This window comes from Koromonas soli (genome assembly GCF_059726265.1).
Genome location: NZ_AP040872.1, coordinates 1600096 through 1616996, shown reverse-complemented (window position 1 = coordinate 1616996; position 16901 = coordinate 1600096). Strand labels below are relative to the sequence as shown.

The 16901-nt window shown below is 56.5% G+C and carries 14 protein-coding genes; 12 read left to right on the top strand and 2 right to left on the bottom strand.

Annotated elements, in window-relative coordinates; all coding sequences use genetic code 11:
- Positions 1-204 precede the first annotated feature (204 nt).
- From AC6IY8_RS07010 to AC6IY8_RS06990, 5 genes are read left to right on the top strand one after another with little or no spacing between them, the layout of a single operon-like run.
- On the top strand, positions 205-1371 hold the full coding sequence (locus tag AC6IY8_RS07010; protein WP_497778040.1) for a hydrogenase small subunit: 1167 nt from the start codon (positions 205-207) through the stop codon (positions 1369-1371).
- A 2-nt stretch (positions 1372-1373) separates the two neighbouring features.
- Complete coding sequence (hybA, locus tag AC6IY8_RS07005) at positions 1374-2306, top strand: hydrogenase 2 operon protein HybA (RefSeq protein ID WP_497778039.1); 933 nt, start codon at positions 1374-1376, stop codon at positions 2304-2306.
- A complete protein-coding gene (gene nrfD, locus AC6IY8_RS07000) occupies positions 2303-3568 on the top strand; it encodes an NrfD/PsrC family molybdoenzyme membrane anchor subunit (protein ID WP_497778038.1) in 1266 nt (421 codons plus the stop codon). Before hybA ends, nrfD begins: the two co-directional genes overlap by 4 nt.
- Positions 3569-3597: 29 nt before the next feature.
- The gene (locus AC6IY8_RS06995) at positions 3598-5298 is read left to right on the top strand and encodes a nickel-dependent hydrogenase large subunit (RefSeq protein ID WP_497778037.1); all 1701 of its coding nucleotides are present in this window, start codon (positions 3598-3600) and stop codon (positions 5296-5298) included.
- Between the two features lie 4 nt (positions 5299-5302).
- The gene (locus AC6IY8_RS06990) at positions 5303-5842 is read left to right on the top strand and encodes a hydrogenase maturation protease (protein WP_497778036.1); all 540 of its coding nucleotides are present in this window, start codon (positions 5303-5305) and stop codon (positions 5840-5842) included.
- A gap of 59 nt (positions 5843-5901) precedes the next feature.
- On the opposite strand, the gene AC6IY8_RS06985 is transcribed toward AC6IY8_RS06990, so the two are convergent.
- Positions 5902-7185 carry an MFS transporter gene (locus AC6IY8_RS06985; RefSeq protein ID WP_497778035.1) on the bottom strand — a complete coding sequence of 428 codons (1284 nt, stop codon included), beginning with the start codon at positions 7183-7185 and terminating at the stop codon, positions 5902-5904.
- A gap of 111 nt (positions 7186-7296) precedes the next feature.
- On the opposite strand from AC6IY8_RS06985, the gene AC6IY8_RS06980 reads away from it, so the two are divergent.
- From AC6IY8_RS06980 to AC6IY8_RS06950, 7 genes are all read left to right on the top strand, one after another.
- The gene (locus AC6IY8_RS06980) at positions 7297-8043 is read left to right on the top strand and encodes a class I SAM-dependent methyltransferase (RefSeq protein ID WP_497778033.1); all 747 of its coding nucleotides are present in this window, start codon (positions 7297-7299) and stop codon (positions 8041-8043) included.
- Positions 8044-8458: 415 nt separating this feature from the next.
- Entirely contained in the window at positions 8459-9100 is a 642-nt protein-coding gene (locus AC6IY8_RS06975; protein WP_497778032.1) for a Crp/Fnr family transcriptional regulator, read from the top strand.
- 203 nt (positions 9101-9303) lie between these two features.
- The gene (locus AC6IY8_RS06970) at positions 9304-9798 is read left to right on the top strand and encodes a Crp/Fnr family transcriptional regulator (RefSeq protein WP_497778031.1); all 495 of its coding nucleotides are present in this window, start codon (positions 9304-9306) and stop codon (positions 9796-9798) included.
- 441 nt (positions 9799-10239) lie between these two features.
- Positions 10240-10527, top strand: coding sequence for a c-type cytochrome (locus tag AC6IY8_RS06965; protein WP_497778030.1), 288 nt, complete (start codon positions 10240-10242; stop codon positions 10525-10527).
- Between the two features lie 91 nt (positions 10528-10618).
- Positions 10619-12577 carry a cytochrome b/b6 domain-containing protein gene (locus tag AC6IY8_RS06960; RefSeq protein WP_497778029.1) on the top strand — a complete coding sequence of 653 codons (1959 nt, stop codon included), beginning with the start codon at positions 10619-10621 and terminating at the stop codon, positions 12575-12577.
- Positions 12578-12683: 106 nt separating this feature from the next.
- Positions 12684-14216: a NapC/NirT family cytochrome c gene (locus tag AC6IY8_RS06955; protein ID WP_497778028.1), complete on the top strand. Its 1533-nt coding sequence runs from the start codon at positions 12684-12686 to the stop codon at positions 14214-14216.
- 171 nt (positions 14217-14387) lie between these two features.
- On the top strand, positions 14388-15635 hold the full coding sequence (locus tag AC6IY8_RS06950) for a radical SAM protein (protein ID WP_497778027.1): 1248 nt from the start codon (positions 14388-14390) through the stop codon (positions 15633-15635).
- A gap of 68 nt (positions 15636-15703) precedes the next feature.
- Here AC6IY8_RS06950 and AC6IY8_RS06945 read toward each other — a convergent pair whose 3' ends face one another.
- On the bottom strand, positions 15704-16885 hold the full coding sequence (locus AC6IY8_RS06945) for a hypothetical protein (protein WP_497778026.1): 1182 nt from the start codon (positions 16883-16885) through the stop codon (positions 15704-15706).
- Positions 16886-16901: the final 16 nt, after the last annotated feature.

Genomic DNA, 16901 nt, shown 5'->3' with positions numbered 1-16901 from the left:
CATGGGGGTGAGACGAGTATCACAATTTGTAGTGAGAGGAATCACTGCCTGGTGAGGCGTAATGAAAGATAAACAGAGCGCTGAATACACAGTATACGTGTATCCCGCCGGGCCTTCCCGACGGCATGGACCAGACTGTACCCGGTGCATGCTCGTTCGGCCGGAAGTACTGATGCAGGCAAATGTCACCGCACAGGAAATGACATGGCAAAAGATGCTATCAAAAAGGAAACAATAGCCCAGAGTTTGAAAAACGCGGGCTACTCACGTCGAGACTTCTTGCAGCTTTGTACTACTCTCGTGGCAACTGCTCCTATGGGATTGGCTCTTACTGAGAAGTCCACCCCAGCGGAAGTCGCCAAGGCTGTAGGAAAAGCCAAGAAACCCTCTGTCGTATGGCTTCACTTCCAAGACTGCACCGGGTGCTCTGAGACGCTTCTTCGCACAACGAAGCCCGACGTTGCAGACCTCATCATTAACGTTATTTCTCTCGACTATCACGAGACTCTCATGGTTGCCTGCGGACAGCAGGCCGAAGACGCCCTGAAGTCGGCCGTCTCCGAGAACGCCGGCAAGTTCGTGCTCGTCGTTGAAGGCGCGATCCCGACCAAAGAGCAGGGCAATTACATGAAGCTCGGTGGCCGCCCGGCGCTCGAAGTTCTCAAGGAAGTGGGTTCCAAGGCTGCGGCAATCATTGCGATGGGTTCATGCGCGTCGTGGGGCGGAGTTCCTTCGGCCGATCCGAATCCGACTGGTGCGACTGGCGTTGACTCGATCATCACCGACAAGCCGATCGTCAACATTCCTGGCTGCCCGCCGAATCCTTACTCACTCCTGGGCGTCGTGCTTGAATTTGCGGTTATGGGCAAGCTCCCTGGCCTTGACGAATTGAAGCGTCCCAAGTTTGCTTTCGACCGCCTGATTCACGATCACTGCCCGCGTCGCGCACACTTCGACGCCGGACGTTTTGCTTCGCAGTTTGGTGACGCCGGACATCGTGAGGGCTACTGCCTCTTCAAACTGGGATGCAAGGGCCCCGTCACGCACGCCGGTTGTTCGACTCGCCACTTCAATGAAGTCGTTGACGCATGGCCGATCGGAATTGGCGCTCCCTGCTTTGGCTGCACCGAGAAGTCTGTTGGTTTCCGCATTCCCGCCTTCGACCGTGTGGATGTTCACCTTGCTACTCCGCCTGACACGTATGCTCCCATCTCTGGTTCCATCGGCAAGTTTGGTGCCGCTGCTGCCGGACTGGTTGGTATCGCAGCGGGTGCTCTGGGTGGCGCGACCTGGGCTGCTTCGCAGAAGCTTCAGAGCAGCGAGGAAGCAATTGCCGAGGAACGGAAGACGACGCCCGTCGGAGGGAAGTAGCCATGGCAATGACACGCCGCGAGGCTGTAAAAAATCTCGCCAAGGGCAGTCTGCCGATTCTTGCGGCAGGTTGCGTGTCCACCGCCCTTCCAGAGGTTGCCCACGCTGAAGAAGCTCCGATGCCGAAAGGAGCACTAGGTCTGCTGTATGATGCGACCCGGTGCGTTGGATGTAAATCGTGTATGGTTGCGTGTTCTCAGGCGAATGATCTGAAGCCCGACACCCGCATCGATGGAATCCATCAGGCTCCTCCCGAGCTCAACTACTTCACAAAGAACATTATCAAGCTGTACCGTACGGCCGACGGTTCGGATCACTCGTACTTCAAGCAGCAGTGCATGCACTGCGCTGATCCGGCCTGCGTGTCGGCCTGCATGTTCGGTGGCCTCCGCAAGGATGAAAACAATGGCATCGTCTGGTGGTTAGGCTCCAAGTGCGTTGGCTGCCGATACTGCGAGGTCGCTTGCCCCTTCAACGTCCCTACGTTCCAATGGGATGGTTTCAATCCAAAAATCGTCAAGTGCGAACTTTGCCGAAGCCGCATTGCTGAAGGCAAAGAACCTGGATGCACCAGCGTCTGCCCGACCGAGGCGGTCATTTACGGAAAGCGTGAAGACCTGCTGAAGGAAGCCAAGCGCCGCATCGCCGCAAATCCTGGCCGTTACTTTGAAAACAAGGTTTACGGCGAGACTGAAGGCGGCGGTACGCAGGTTTTGTACTTGTCGCGCGTGGGTTTCGACAAACTCGGATTGCCTGAGCTTGGCGAAGAGTCGGTGCCTGAGCGCTTGAAGTACCAGCACAAGATTTACAAGTGGCTGGCTCTGCCAATCGCTCTTTATGCTGGCATGGTCGCATTCGCCGGTAAGAACTTCAAGCACCACTCCCATCACTTGGTCGAAGAGCAGAAGAAGACCGGATTGAGGCCACAACTATGACACGCTGGGAGAGAAGTGTTCCTGTCTATGGTGTCCCCGTGCTCAACCGCGGATTCTGGGGGCTGCTGGTCGTAATCGCGATCGGCTTGATCTTCACCGCGATCCGCGAAGTAGTGGGCATCGGTACTGGATCCGGCCTGACTATGTCGGGCATGTCTGATCCCTACGCGTGGGGTCTTTGGAAAACCTTTAACGTAATGGTCCTGACTGGCCTTGGCTCCGGTGGTTTCGCCGTGGGCATTGCCGCATGGATCTTCAATCGCACCAAGTTGCATTCGGTGATGCGCGTTGCGCTGCTTACCAGCTTCCTCGCATATGCCACCGGTCTTTGCATGCTTGGCGTTGACGTGGGCCGTCCCTGGAACTTCTATTGGGTCGTGATGCCCTGGCACTGGAACCTGAAGTCTCCTCTGCTGGAAATCGCGGTTTGCATGTCTCTCTATGCATCCGTGCCCTTGTTCCTGGAAAACCTGCCGCCGCTGTTTGAGTACGTCGTTTACGAGTTCCCCAAATGGCGCGGTATCGCGGAGTTCTGCGAAAAAGCCATGGCGAAGGTTTATCCCTTCATCATCGGCCTCGCCTACATCCTGCCCATCATGCACCAGTCTTCGCTGGGCGCACTGATGCTGCTGGGTGGCGATCGCGTTCGTCCGCTGTGGCAAACGCCGTTCCTACCCCTGATTTACGTTTGGGCAGCGGCGTTCCTGGGATACAACTGCGTTGTGCTTTGCCTCCTGCTTGCCAAGGTCGCGTGGAAGCGCGCTCTCGACATGGAGGTCATGGCCGAGTTGAACAAGCTGACCGTCTGGATTGTGTACGCTTGGACCGCATTCCGCTTCCTAGACATCCTGGTTCGCGGAGCGTTCAAGTATCTGTTCATTGACGGCGTTTACTCTCTGCTGTTCTGGCTCGAAACGGCGCTGATTCTTGGCTCCGTATACGTGCTGAGCACGGAGAAGGGCAAGAAACTTCAGACCATGTTCCTGGCGCACGCAGTTTGCGCTCTTGGCGGCATGATCTATCGCTTCAGCCCGACGACTCTGGCCTTCCAGGCCAAGACCGGCGCGTTCTATTTCCCGTCTGCCATCGAGTTCCTCGTCTGCGTAGGCTTCATTGCCATCGCTGCACTCGGCTATCTGGTCGCGGTAAAGAAACTGGCGATTCTGCCCGGTTCCAATGCCGACTGGCTTAAGATGGCTGAATACGAGGAGCAGGTTAAACCCGGAATCCAGTTGACTGGCTACGCACCAGTGGAACACTAATCCACGACACCGACTAGAAGGTTTCAAACATGGCGAAACGTATAACGATTGACCCCATCAGCAGGATTGAAGGACACCTCCGCGTCGACGTGGAAGTGGAGAATGGCTCGGTTTCTAATTCCTGGGCCTCCTGCACAATGTGGCGCGGCATTGAAAACATCCTCAAGGGCCGCGATCCTCGCGAAGCTTGGCTGTTCACACAGCGCTTCTGCGGCGTGTGCACCACGGTGCACGCAATGGCCTCCGTCCGTTCGGTGGAAAATGCTCTGAATCTCGAGATTCCTCTGAACGCTCAGTACATCCGCAACCTGATTCTTATCAATCACGGATTGCACGATCACATCGTGCACTTCTATCATCTGTCGGCCCTGGACTTCGTTGACATCCTGAAGATCCCGGCAGCTGACCCAGCTAAGACCAGCGCTCTCGCCGAGAGCCTCACCAATTGGGGTGGAAACTCCAAGAAGGCGATGGCTGCCGCGCAGGATAAGGTCAAGGCTGTTGCCGCCAGCGGTCAGCTGGGCATCTTTACCAATGGCTACTGGGGACACCCGGCCATGAAGCTGAGCCCCGAGGTCAACCTGCTCGCGTTCGCGCACTATGTCCAGGCGCTCGAATATCAGCGCAAGGCCGTGCAGGCAGTGGCGATCCTCGGCTCCAAGAGCCCGCACATCCAGAACCTCACCGTGGGCGGCGTTTCGAACGCCATCAACCTTGACAGCCTTGCGACCCTCAACATGGATCGCCTGGTGATGATCAAGAAGCTGATGGACGAAGTGAAGCCGTTCATCGAGCAGGTATATCTGCCTGACGTGTGCGCCATTGCCGGCATGTACGCCGACTGGTTCAACTACGGCGCCGGTGTCACCAACTACCTGGCATCGCCGGACCTGCCTCTTGACGGCAAGAGCACCAAGTTCGACCTCGTCGGCGGATACATCATGGACGGCAACCTGTCCAGCGTTCATCGTTTCAACGGCTTCAACGACAAGGCATTTGTCGATGGAGTCACGGAAGAGACGAAGCACGCATGGTACAAGGGCGAAGATCCTCTCCATCCATGGAAGGGTGTCACCGATCCGGAATACACGGATTGGCAGGCCGAAGGCAAGTATTCCTGGGTCAAGGCGCCTCGCTTCCAGGGACGTCCGATGCAGGTTGGTCCGCTGGCCCAGGTTCTCGTCGGCTATGCTTCGGGCGATCCGCTCACCCGCAAGCACACGGACAAGGCACTGGATCTCATCTCGAGCGTCGCTGGCCGCCGCATTGGCGTAGCGCAGTTACAGTCCACGATGGGCCGCCACGTTGCCCGCGCCATCCGCGCCTCCATGCTGGCCGAACTCGGAGAGAAGCACTGGCAGTTGCTGGTTGACAATATCGCGAAGGGCGACGTTGCCATCCACAATGAGCCAAAGTTCCCCTCTGGCGAGATCGAAGGCGTTGGTGTGCACGAAGCTCCGCGCGGTTTGCTATCGCACTGGTCGGTGATCAAGGGCGGTAAGCTGGTCAACTACCAGGCTGTCGTACCTTCCACCTGGAACGGCTCTCCTCGCGACGCAAAGGGACAGCATGGCCCATATGAGGCCTCGCTGCTCAAGAACCCGATCGCTGATCCGGTTCGTCCGCTGGAAGCCATCCGTACCATTCACTCGTTCGATCCTTGCATGGCGTGCGCTTGCCACACCTTCGACCCCGAAGGCAAGGCAATCGCGACGGTAAAGGTGCTGTAACCACATGAAGAAGATCAAGATCTGCGGCGTCGGCAGTGTCCTGCTTGGCGATGATGCGGTGGGACCCTATACGGCACGTTGGATCGCGGCCAATTACGAGTTTGGGGAAGGTGTCGAGGTCGAAGACCTCGGCACCCCCGGCCTCGATTTGATCGCGTATATGACCGGAATCGATGTGCTGATCCTGATCGACTCGGTGGATAACAGCGCCTCGGCTGGCACAGTGACCGTCTATGACAAGGCGGAAATCACTCGCCAGCGGCCGGCAATCCGGCTTGACCCCCATTCACCTGCAATCACAGAATCAATCTTTGTCGCAGAACTTGCTGGGGACGGCCCCGAAGATGTGTATCTGATCGGCATAACCGGAGAACAACTCGAGGTTGGAGCTCCTCTCAGCGACTCCGTTCGCAACGCAGTTCCGCTGACGGTGGAGAAGGTCCTGGAACGCGTGGCTCTGCATGGAGGCACGTTCAAGAAGCGGGAAACTGCTGAAGACCTGCAGATTTGGTGGGAAGACACGACGATGAGTGCGACTGCATAAGAGTTTTGTAGGAACTTCTATGTTCCCGAGTGGCCGACCGACATGGGGCGGCCACTTTTTTATTGTGTCTCGGTCAAGTCTCGTTCTGTGGCGATGGCCAGGGAATCCGGAGTGAGTCGATCGACTCGTCGCAATGCAGGGAAGAACCAACTCCACAGAGCGACAACCAGCAGAGTGCCAATCCCCCCGGCAACGACGGCCGGAACCGCCCCCATCCACTGCGCAGTAATTCCGCTCTCAAATTGACCGAACTCGTTCGACGCTCCGATGAACAGCATGTTCACGGCACTCACACGTCCACGCATCTCGTCTGGCGTGGCGAGCTGAACCACGGTGGAGCGCACGATCACAGATACCATATCGGCCGATCCGACCATGAGCAGGGCCAACATCGACAAGTATAAATTTCGAGAGAGGCCGAACAAGACAGTCGCTCCCCCGAACGCCGCAACGCAGCACAGCATCTTTACGCCTGCTCGCCGCCGTAACGGACGATATGCAAGAGCGATGGCCATGATCGCTGCCCCGATTCCGGGTGAGGCACGCAAGAGCCCCAAACCGCGCGGGCCCGCATTTAAAACCTCGCGCGCAAACACCGGCAGCAGCGCAACGGCTCCTCCTAGCAGTACGGCGAAAAGATCCAATGTTGTGGTGCCGAGGATGAGCTTGTTGCGCACTACATAGCGGAAACCCGCCAGAACTGCGTTCCAGTCGCGTCCCTGACTGATCTGCTGCACACCCTTGATGTTGATTGCGAACGTCAGAACAACCGCGCCCGCGAGAGCCGATGCGGCTATCACGTACACCATGACAGGGCTGCCACGGAGCGCATAGCAGACGCCGCCGATCACCGGTCCGAGGATGGTGGCAGTATTGAAAATCGATGATCCCCAGGCCGCAGCATTGGGAAACACTTCGGCAGGCACCAGCAGAGGAGAGAACGCCTGTCCTGCGGGCCCGTTGAAGACTCGCACGAAGCCCATTGCGACGAGAACGACATACACCGGGGCGACGCTATGAACCCCGCGCAAGGTAATCATGAGCAAAGCGATCGAGCAGAGGGCGAAGCTTGAGTAGCAGGCGAGTAGGACACGACGGCGATCAAACCGATCCGCCACGTGGCCGCCTGCCAGAAAGAACAGTAATCCGGGAAGGAACTGCGCCAGTCCCACCAATCCTAGATCGAGCGGTCTGCGCGTGATCTCATAGACCTGCCAGCCCACGGCAACGGATTGCATCTCAAGGCCCGCGACGACCAAGAAGCGAGCTGCCTGAAACAGTCTGAAATTGGGATAGTGGAATGCGGCCCCTGCCGCACGATGTTCGACGCCGACTGCAGTCATGACTGCTTCTACTTTGACACATTGAAGGCGTGTGCGCGAAATCGACGACCGACTGCGACGCTTCGAATCTCACATGCTCTCGGAACGCTTGTTGGATGCCATAATATGCGTATGCCTCCAACTATCAAGCCGCAGTCGCTCGCATCCGCTGTCCTGCGTTGGCAGCGTGACTCGGTTCGCGTGCGAGGCGTCATTGGCTCGATCAAGTATTTGGCCACCCAATTCATCGAGTGCGTCAGGGACTCTATGCCGCAGCGACGTCGTAGCCGTTTTGGCGATATCGATTACGATTGCGACCATGCGGTTGATACAACGTGGGCGAGATTGCCAATCTCGGTGAGACTGCGCGAAGTCTTCAGCGAGCGGCTCTATCAGCCTACTGTCGAGCAGGAATTCAACGCGATCATGCTGCATCTGGCGACTGTCGATCTCGAGTCGTACACGTTCATCGACCTCGGATCGGGCAAAGGAAGAGTCCTACTGATGGCTTCCATGTATCCGTTTGCGCGGATTGTCGGGGTTGAGGTTCAGCCCGAACTCGACGCCATTGCACGCGAGAATATCGCGCGATTTCAAGAACCGGGGCAGCAATGCCATAACATTGAGACGGTGTGCGCCGATGCCAGGGAGTACGAGTTTCCCTTAACGGACATCGTGCTGTACCTGTTCAATCCCTTCCCCGATTACGTTTTGCGTGAGGTTCTGCGGAATCTCACGAGCTCGGCGCGGCAAGAACCACGCTCAATCCTGGTGCTTTACAACGCTCCTTTCGAACAGCAGGAGTTTGCGTCCTTTCCTGAACTCCGCCGTTTGTACGAGGACGCACAATATCAGCTCTATCGCGTTGAACTAGGCTGATTCCGATTGGCGCTGGTTCCTCGTAACTCACATGTAGTCTGCGAATTACAAGGCATTTTGTAAGGATTGGGCGAACAGGGCCGGTGGCAAACTTTCGAGTGTGCGGTAGATCACTGAAATGTGATGCCGTCACAATTGTGTGTGATGGGTGTACTTCCTTTAGGTGCATTGTAAACCGTACAAGCTTAGGCGAGGCATGTGTGTGTCCGGGGCATGTTGCAAGCTGGATGCAACGTAAAACCGGTTCATCGTGCAGATGTGAAAGTGCGGCAATTCATAACAGAAGCCGCCCCATTCGGGCCTGTGTCTAGCCCGAAGAGTGACACAGGGGGAACCAGTGCTTACACCGTACGGTCTGGACATAATCGAGAGCTGCCTCACCTGCAAGATGAGGGCAGATCAAATTTTCTGCGATTTGCCTGACGCCGCGCTCCAATCCTTCGAACAAATTAAATATGCGACCGCTTATCCCAAGGGTGCGATTCTTTTTGTGGAAGGCCAGGCGCCGCGAGGCATATTCGTACTCTGCAAAGGGCGTGTAAAGCTGTCCATCTGCTCGACGGACGGTAAAACTCTTATCCTCAAAATCGCTGAAGCGGGAGAAGTTCTTGGCCTCAGTGCATCCGTCAGCGGCAAGCCTTACGAGTTGACTGCTGAGACCATTGACCCCTGCCAAATCAATTTCGTGAAGCGTGAGGACTTTCTGCGACTCCTCAAGGAGCACTCGGAAGCATGCCTAAGAGTCGCAGAGCAACTGAGCGAGAAGTACAATGCGGCGTGTCGCGAGATCCGGTCTTTGGGCCTATCGCACTCTGCGGCAGAAAAACTCGCGAAGCTCCTTCTGGAATGGGCTTCAAAGAACGGCGAAGGTGCTAAGCAGGAACCGCGCATCAAGCTGGCATTGACTCACGAAGAGATCGCTCAAATGATTGGCACCTCACGCGAGACGGTCACAAGATTGTTCGCTGAGATGAAGAAGCGGCAGATAGTGCAATCAAAAGGTTCCACTTTGGTAATCAGAAACAAAGCAGCACTCAAGGCGTTGTCGACTGCTTAGATCCGTTTACAGTAAGCATTCATACACGGTCCGGCCCTCAGCCGGACCATTCTTTTCTTGCTTGTACTGCTTCGTGCTGTGTTCGTTGACGCTGAATCCCGGTTGCCTGGTTGGAGGCCCTGTGGCGGGACTCACGATATGGGGTGACTCGAATCACAGCTTGCAAATGGCATAAAAGATACAACCCTTCCATGGAGAGTGATATGCAGTCTAGCTGCACACAATGCGCATTCCGCACGGATCGCCCCTTCTGCGACATGGCGGCGGACGCTATCAGCAGCTTTGATGGGATCAAGGAGCAGAGCCAGCTAGTAAAGGGCGCGCTGTTGTTTTCCGAGGGTCGTCCATCGCGTGGAGCCTATGTTCTTTGCGAGGGCCGAGCCAAACTCTCCATCTGTTCGGAGAGTGGCAAGCGCCTGTTGCTTCGCGTGGCCGGTCCTGGGGAAGTTCTAGGATTGGGCGCCACGTTGAGCGGCGATGCCTATGAGGTCACAGCCGAGTTGCTGGATTCCGCCAAAGTGTCATTTATCAAGCGCAAAGATCTGGTGAAATTCCTGCGCGAGAACCCAATGGTTTGCATGGAGGTGGTACGCAGCCTCAGCGACGATCTGCACGGCGCCTATGAGCGCGTGCGGTCCATCGGATTGACGCGTGCGCGCCGAACTCGCACGCAGCGCACCAGACCAATTGCGTCCTAATCGGTAAATTCTCACGTGCAAAAGAGAGGGCCGCCCCAAGCGGCCCTTTGCACGTACCGGCAAATTGCCCCTGAGCTCAATCACTTTGATTCCTCAAAACTCTTGCATTTTGCGTCACTCTGGCTCGATGATGCTTACAACGTCGTAACGGGGATTCATCTAGAAACACACAATCCTTCAGGAGTGTCCTGAATGCCATTGCAGGTGTTTGATTCCGCGCGAAAAGAACGTCCTCCCCCAACATTTGCGTTACAGAAACGCTGCTCGTACGATGTCGCAGCCACTCTCATGTGATCTAAGTCACGGGAATTCGTGAGTACACTCACTGCCCCCGGTGCGCTGCGGATGCGAAAACCATAAAGTCCTGAAAAAGCGAAGAGCAGTGTACCTGAGTCTTTTTGCTGCCTTCAGGATGTTCCTTATCAGTATCAGGGAGAATCAATGAAAAAGTTCTTTGCAGTCGCGATCGTTGCCACGATGGCTATGCCTCTCTTTGCCGCCGATGGTGCCGCCGTGTATAAGGCGAAGTGCGCTGGATGTCACGGCGCTGATGGATCAAAGTCGATTCCCGCCATGGGCGTGAAGCCGTTGAATACGCCGGAGGTCAAGGGGAAGTCTGAGGCACAGCTTGCCGCGGTAGTGACGAAGGGGCAGGGAAAGATGAAGCCTCAGAACGTGAGCGAAGACGAAGCAAAGGCTGTTGCAGCGTTCGTGAAGTCTCTTAAGTAGGAAACTGGAAGTTTTGTTTCATTGGGCTGCCCGGACCAACGTTCGGGCAGCTACTTGAGTTGCTTATGCTGAACTCGAAGGTGAAGGGCTTGTGAAGAATTTAAGACTTGTCTGGATTATGTGCCTGGTGTTTGTCTGCGCCGGGTTTGCATACGCTGGAACCGGTGCTGCGGCGCAGTCAAAGCCAACCAACGATGATTGTCTCGCGTGTCATAGCGATGCATCGATGGTCAATGGCAAGGCTGTGCATGGGGATGCGTTTAAGGCGTCCATCCACGGCTCCATGTTCTCCTGCGTTGACTGCCACACCGATATCAAGGCCCTTCCGCACGATGCGGGTCTTGCAAAACCCACCTGCACTACCTGCCATGCCGATCAGCAGAAGATGTTTGACAACGGTGTGCACGGGAAGGCGCTGGCTGCCGGCAACGCTAAAGCTGCAAATTGCGAAAGCTGCCACGGCAATATTCATGAGATCCTACCGGCCAGCGATCCCAAGTCCCGTTCAGCCAAGGTCAACATTCCGAAGATGTGCGGCTCGTGCCACTCCCAGTCGATGCCAGGGATGGCCGGCAAGCCTGCTCTTGCATATCAGGAGTCGGTTCACGGAAAACTCATAGCTGCCGGAAACGAAAAAGCGGCAGTCTGCTCTGATTGCCACGACGCGCATGATGTCCGCCGCGCTGGCGACTTCACTTCGCCAATCTTCCGCGCGAACGTTCCCAAGACCTGCGCCAAGTGCCACAGCGGCGAGCAGGCGCAGTTTGCGAACAGCATCCACGGCAAGTCTCTCGCGGCCGGCAACACTCATGCCCCGGTTTGCATTGATTGCCACGGTGTTCACACCATCAAGGCGACCAAGGATCAGTTGTCGTCCGTATCCAGCAAGAATCAGGGTGACGTAGCGTGTGCGCAGTGCCACAACAATGTGCGCATGACGCAGGAATTCGGTATCCCGGGTGGCCGCACGGACAGCTACAACGCCAGCTATCACGGTATGGCGAACGCAGTGGGTTCGAAGAACACTGCTAGCTGCTCTTCCTGCCATGGCTCGCACGGCATTCTGCCGTCCAGCGATCCTCAATCGAAGACCAACCCTGCAAACCTCGTCACGACTTGCGGTCAGTGCCATCCTGGAGCGAACGCGAATTTCGCGAAGGGTCAGGTTCACCTGGATCCTGTTGCTGCCGCTAAGGCTGATTTCGGCGTCAAGGTCAATACCTGGGTTCGCAATGCTTATATCCTGATGATCATCGGTGTCATCGGCTTCATGCTGCTGCACAACATGATGATCTTCGTTCGCAAGCTGGCCGATCGCCGCAAGCATCCTGCACATCATGCGAGCGGTCCTCGCGTAGTTGTGCGCATGACGAAGAACCAGCGAATTCAGCATTTCCTGCTGTTCGTGTCGTTCTTTACCCTGGTGATCACCGGATTCGCTCTTAAGTATCCGGGTGCGGCCACGCGTTTCATGTTCGTCAATGAAATTGGTCGCAGCTACGTTCACCGCTTTGCTGGCGCACTGATGATCGTCGTCAGCCTGTACCACGTCATCTATCTGGCTTTCTACCGTGAGGGCCGTCGCATGTTGATTGACATGCTGCCGGAACTCAAGGATGCGACGGATATGGTGGACGTCTTCGCCTACTATCTCGGATTCTCTGATAAGAAGCCGCAGTTCAAGCGCTTCAATTACGCTGAGAAAATGGAATACTGGGCACTGGTTTGGGGCACGTTCGTGATGGCGCTTACCGGCGTGGCGGCCTGGTTCAAGGTCATCTTCGCCAGCTTCGTACCGCGCTGGTGGATCGACGTGGCCATTACCGTCCACTTCTATGAAGCGATTCTAGCTACTTTGGCAATCATCGTATGGCACTTCTACCAGGTCATACTCGATCCCGACACCTACCCGGTGAACTATGCGTTCCTCGATGGAAAGATGTCGCTCGAGCATTATCAGGAAGAGCACGGGCTCGATTCAGCAACCCTGGCTGAGTATTCAGGCGAAGCTGGAGACAAAGCCAAAACCCATCACGTAGTGACAAAGTAGTGTGGCAGTGCACGGCAGCAGGTTATGCCTGCTGCCGTGCTGTTAGCGCCAAGTCTGCAAGATAGGACAGCGTTGTATTGCCGCACTACCGTTGCAGGAGATTCGAATGACCGACCCCGGGCCGAACACGCCCAAAGACCCTCAGCACGAGGGTTTCTCTTACAGGTCCCTGGCGAAGAACTACATCAGCCTTTCCGGACTTGCATTGGCCTTTATTGCTCTGGCCAATATCATCGTTTTGTTCCTGATCGACATCACGTCGGCTCAGGCTGCTCCCTACGTGGGGATCCTGGCATACATGGTGTTGCCGGGCTTTCTCGTTCTTGGGTTGCTCATTGCCGCGCTGGGAATCTGGCGCGAACGCAATCGACGACTGCAAGCGGTACACGGCACAGCGGGACTGCCTACCATAGATTTGAACCAGCCCGGGCAGCGCAGCCGCCTGATTACGTTTGTGAGCTTTGTTGTCGTCTTCATGATGCTGAGCGCTGTTGGAAGCTACCGGGCGTATGAGTTCACAGACTCGACGACGTTCTGCGGTGAGCTTTGCCACACTGTGATGCATCCTGAGCACACGGCTCATGCCCACTCGGCGCATGCGCGCGTGAGCTGCGTGGAGTGCCACGTCGGCTCCGGTGCAAGCTGGTATGTGAAATCGAAGATGTCAGGTATGCGCCAGGTGTTCAAGACCGCGCTCGGCACCTATCCTCATCCCATTGAGACGCCTGTTGCCAACCTCCGCCCTGCCTCGCAGACATGCGAGCAGTGCCACTGGCCGCGCCGATTCTGGGGAGCACAGCTGAAAGTCTTCAACCACTTCGCATCCGACGAGACCAACAGTCCTCGACAGGTCCGCTTGCTGATCAAGACCGGCGGCGGAGAACCGAGCGCTGGCGAATCTGCCGGTATTCACTGGCACATGAACATCGCCAACAAGATCGAGTACAAGAGCGATCCGAAGCGCCAGAACATCTCGTGGGTGCGACTGACTGACCCGAATGGCAAGGTCACCGAGTACACTGCGGCTGGAGCTGACGCGGCTTCGTTCGGCAAACTCGAGCAGCGCCGTATGGATTGCATCGACTGCCACAATCGTCCTACGCACGTCTACACGCCGCCGGACCGCGCAGTCGATCAGGCCTTGGCGTCGCAGCGCATAAACCCCAGCCTGCCTTTTGCGAAGCAGCAGGGAGTCCAGGTGCTGACCGCGCAGTACAAGACCAACGCGGAGGCAATGAATGCCATCGCTCAGCAGATCCCGGCCTTCTACAAAGAGAAGTATCCGCAGATTGCGAGCGCGCGTTCTGGCGATGTCCAGAATATGGTTCTGGAACTCCAGCGCATCTTCCGCAACAACATCTTCCCGGAGATGAAGGTTGATTGGCGCACGCATCCGGACAACGTAGGCCATTACTACTTCAATGGCTGCTTCCGCTGCCATGACGGTAACCACACCAGCAAGGATGGCAAGGTGATCACGAAAGACTGCAACTCGTGCCACACCGTGCTCAACCAGGAGGAAGGCGTGCTTCCCGCGGCGGTGGTGAACACTGCAATGACGTTCAAGCACCCGGTGGACCTGGGCGACTTGACCGCCGTGAATTGCTCCGATTGCCACAATGGAGGCGTTGCACCGTAGTCTTCAAGCAACTCTCGCCCGGCAGATCAGCTCTGTCGGGCTTTTTTTCGGGCTAAAAGCGAAGAGTGACGTGTATCACAACGGTACTGTGACAAGAGTCATGGCCCTGTGTTTATCCAGCCTCGTATCTTTAAGTTGCAATCAGACGATAGATTGCTGTCAGGAGACTTCATGAACGCGAGCCCTCATACCGGCGCCGGAAAACATCTGCCGCGCCTCATTTTTTGGGAAGTCACAAAAGGCTGTAACCTCCGCTGCGTGCATTGCCGCGCCACCGCTACCGAGCTTGCGTCTCCTTCCGACCTCCCCACCGACAAAGCACTCAACATCATCGACCAGATTGCTGAATTTGCGAACCCTATCCTGGTACTGTCAGGCGGCGAGCCCCTTTATCGTCCGGATATCTTCCAACTCGCACGGTATGCGACGGACAAGGGCCTCCGCGTAGCGTTGGCCACCAATGGCACGCTGGTTACGAAGGAAATCGCGCAGAAGGTTGTTGATGCTGGCGTGAAGCGCGTATCTATTTCGCTCGACGGTGCCAACGCTGTAACGCACGACAGTTTCCGCAAGATTCCCGGAGCTTTCGATGCTGCGGTCTACGGCTTTAAGAACCTGAAGGCATTGGGCATGCCAGTGCAGATCAACATGACGATCGCCAAGCACAATGCAAGCGAGTTGCCCGCCGTTCTGAATATGGTGCGTGGTCTTGGCGCCGACGCACTGCACACCTTCCTGCTCGTTCCGGTGGGTTGCGGTGTGGATATCGCTGACTCGCAGATGGTTTCTCCCGAAGAGTACGAGAAGATTCTCAACTGGTTCTATGACCAGGCGGCCGTGGGCGACATCGAGTTGAAGGCCACCTGTGCCCCGCATTATTTCCGCGTAGTGCGCCAGCGTCGCGCGGCGGAGCGTAAGGAAGAGGGCTACGGTGTAGTTGCTGCGGCTGCACCCGCACCCGCCATCGGCGCAACCGAAATGACAATGCCCGGTTCCACGGGAATCGCTTTCAAAACCGACTATGAAAAGTTCGGCAAGAGCGGCATCCGTCATGACGGAATGCCACATCCGCACGGACATCCTGGCGGCGATCCCAATGCGATGAATGCCATGACGAAGGGATGCCTCGCGGGTACGGGCGTCTGCTTCATTTCGTTCGAGGGTGAAATCTATCCTTGCGGATACCTGCCTGCAGTCGCTGGCGATCTACGCAAGCAGCCATTTTCGGAGATTTGGAACGACTCGGCTGTGTTCGCGGACCTTCGCGATACTAATAAGCTGGAAGGGAAGTGCGGCTGCTGCGAGTTCCGCAACGTCTGCATGGGCTGCCGCGCTCGCGCATTTGCTGCCACCGGAAACTACATGGCTTCCGAGCCCTTCTGCGTGTACCAGCCGAAGGCAATGGCAAGCAAGGAATAGAGTCAAGACCGACTGTTAAAACGAACGGCGCGGATGATCTCCGCGCCGTTTCTCTTGCCTAAACGAGGTTAGTTTGAGGGTACAGTCACATCTCCGCCGGTGGGTTTTAGGCCGAAGTTCACCCATTTCACGAGTCCGGTAAACGCGTTGTAAACTTCCGCTGCCTGGAACTCGCAGTGTCCAAAGCGGTTCACCGACTGTTGCACGAGCAGGTTGTCGCGATGTTGCTGCGACACGAGCAGGAGGTACGCCTGTTCATGCCAGAAAGGAACAAGCGGATCGCGTGTGGTGTGTAGGGTTACCGCCGGAATGCTGATCTTGCCACTGGGTTGATAGTAGCGGAACAGGTACTCGAATCCTTCCACGGTACCGGACACCCGCTCCACTCCCGCGTTCAGCGCCTTATCGTTGAGCGAGCCGGTGTACCAGAAGGATCGATTGTCATATGGACTAGCCATGTGTGTTCGGTTCAGCAAATCGTTCACATACCGCACATCAAAGCCAAGCACCTCGATAAGTCCGGTCAGGATTTCTTCCGGCGATGCAGCCTCAAGCCGCAGCACGGTCGCAAGTTGCACCGTGGGTGGAATTGGGCTGGCAATTGTCGGAGTGAGGCCGTTCAGCAACGCCACGGCCACATTGAATCCGACATTTCCGGGAGTGAACGGATCGTAGGTTTGCAGAGCTGTGTGCAGCAGCGTTCCGGGAATCACTCCAGGAAAGAAGTAGTCGAAGAGGACGCGGGCGTTTCCGACATACTCTACTTCCAGCGGGCTGCCACCCAGTAGACCGCACATCGGCAGCACACCTGCATATTTATGAGGGAAGCGCTCGGCCAGATCGATCACAACTCCACCGCCGAGCGATACACCGACAAGGAAGGTCTTGGTGGGCTTGCCAAACAGGTCGGTGAACGTGCCTAGAAGGTGATCGGTGTCGAGTGCGCCTTCCTTGATGGCGAAGCCGTTTGCCGCAAAGCTGGAATATCCAACAGCAAACCCCTGTGCGACGAGAGCGTCGCGAAATTCGGTGAATCCGCTGTCCTGGGGCAGCGCAAGCGGTTCTTGAGGGTCAACAATGCCGTGCGCGTAAAGCACGAGTTGGTGATTCCAGGTCGACGGCTTGACGATCTGGTACAACGAGCCATCGTCGGCTGTTCCGCTGACGACCTGCTGCGCACTGGCGCCTACAACCACCATACAGAGCAGGCAGATCAGGACAGGCAATCGCATCCTTGAGCGAAGATTCATTCGATCCTCCATCGGG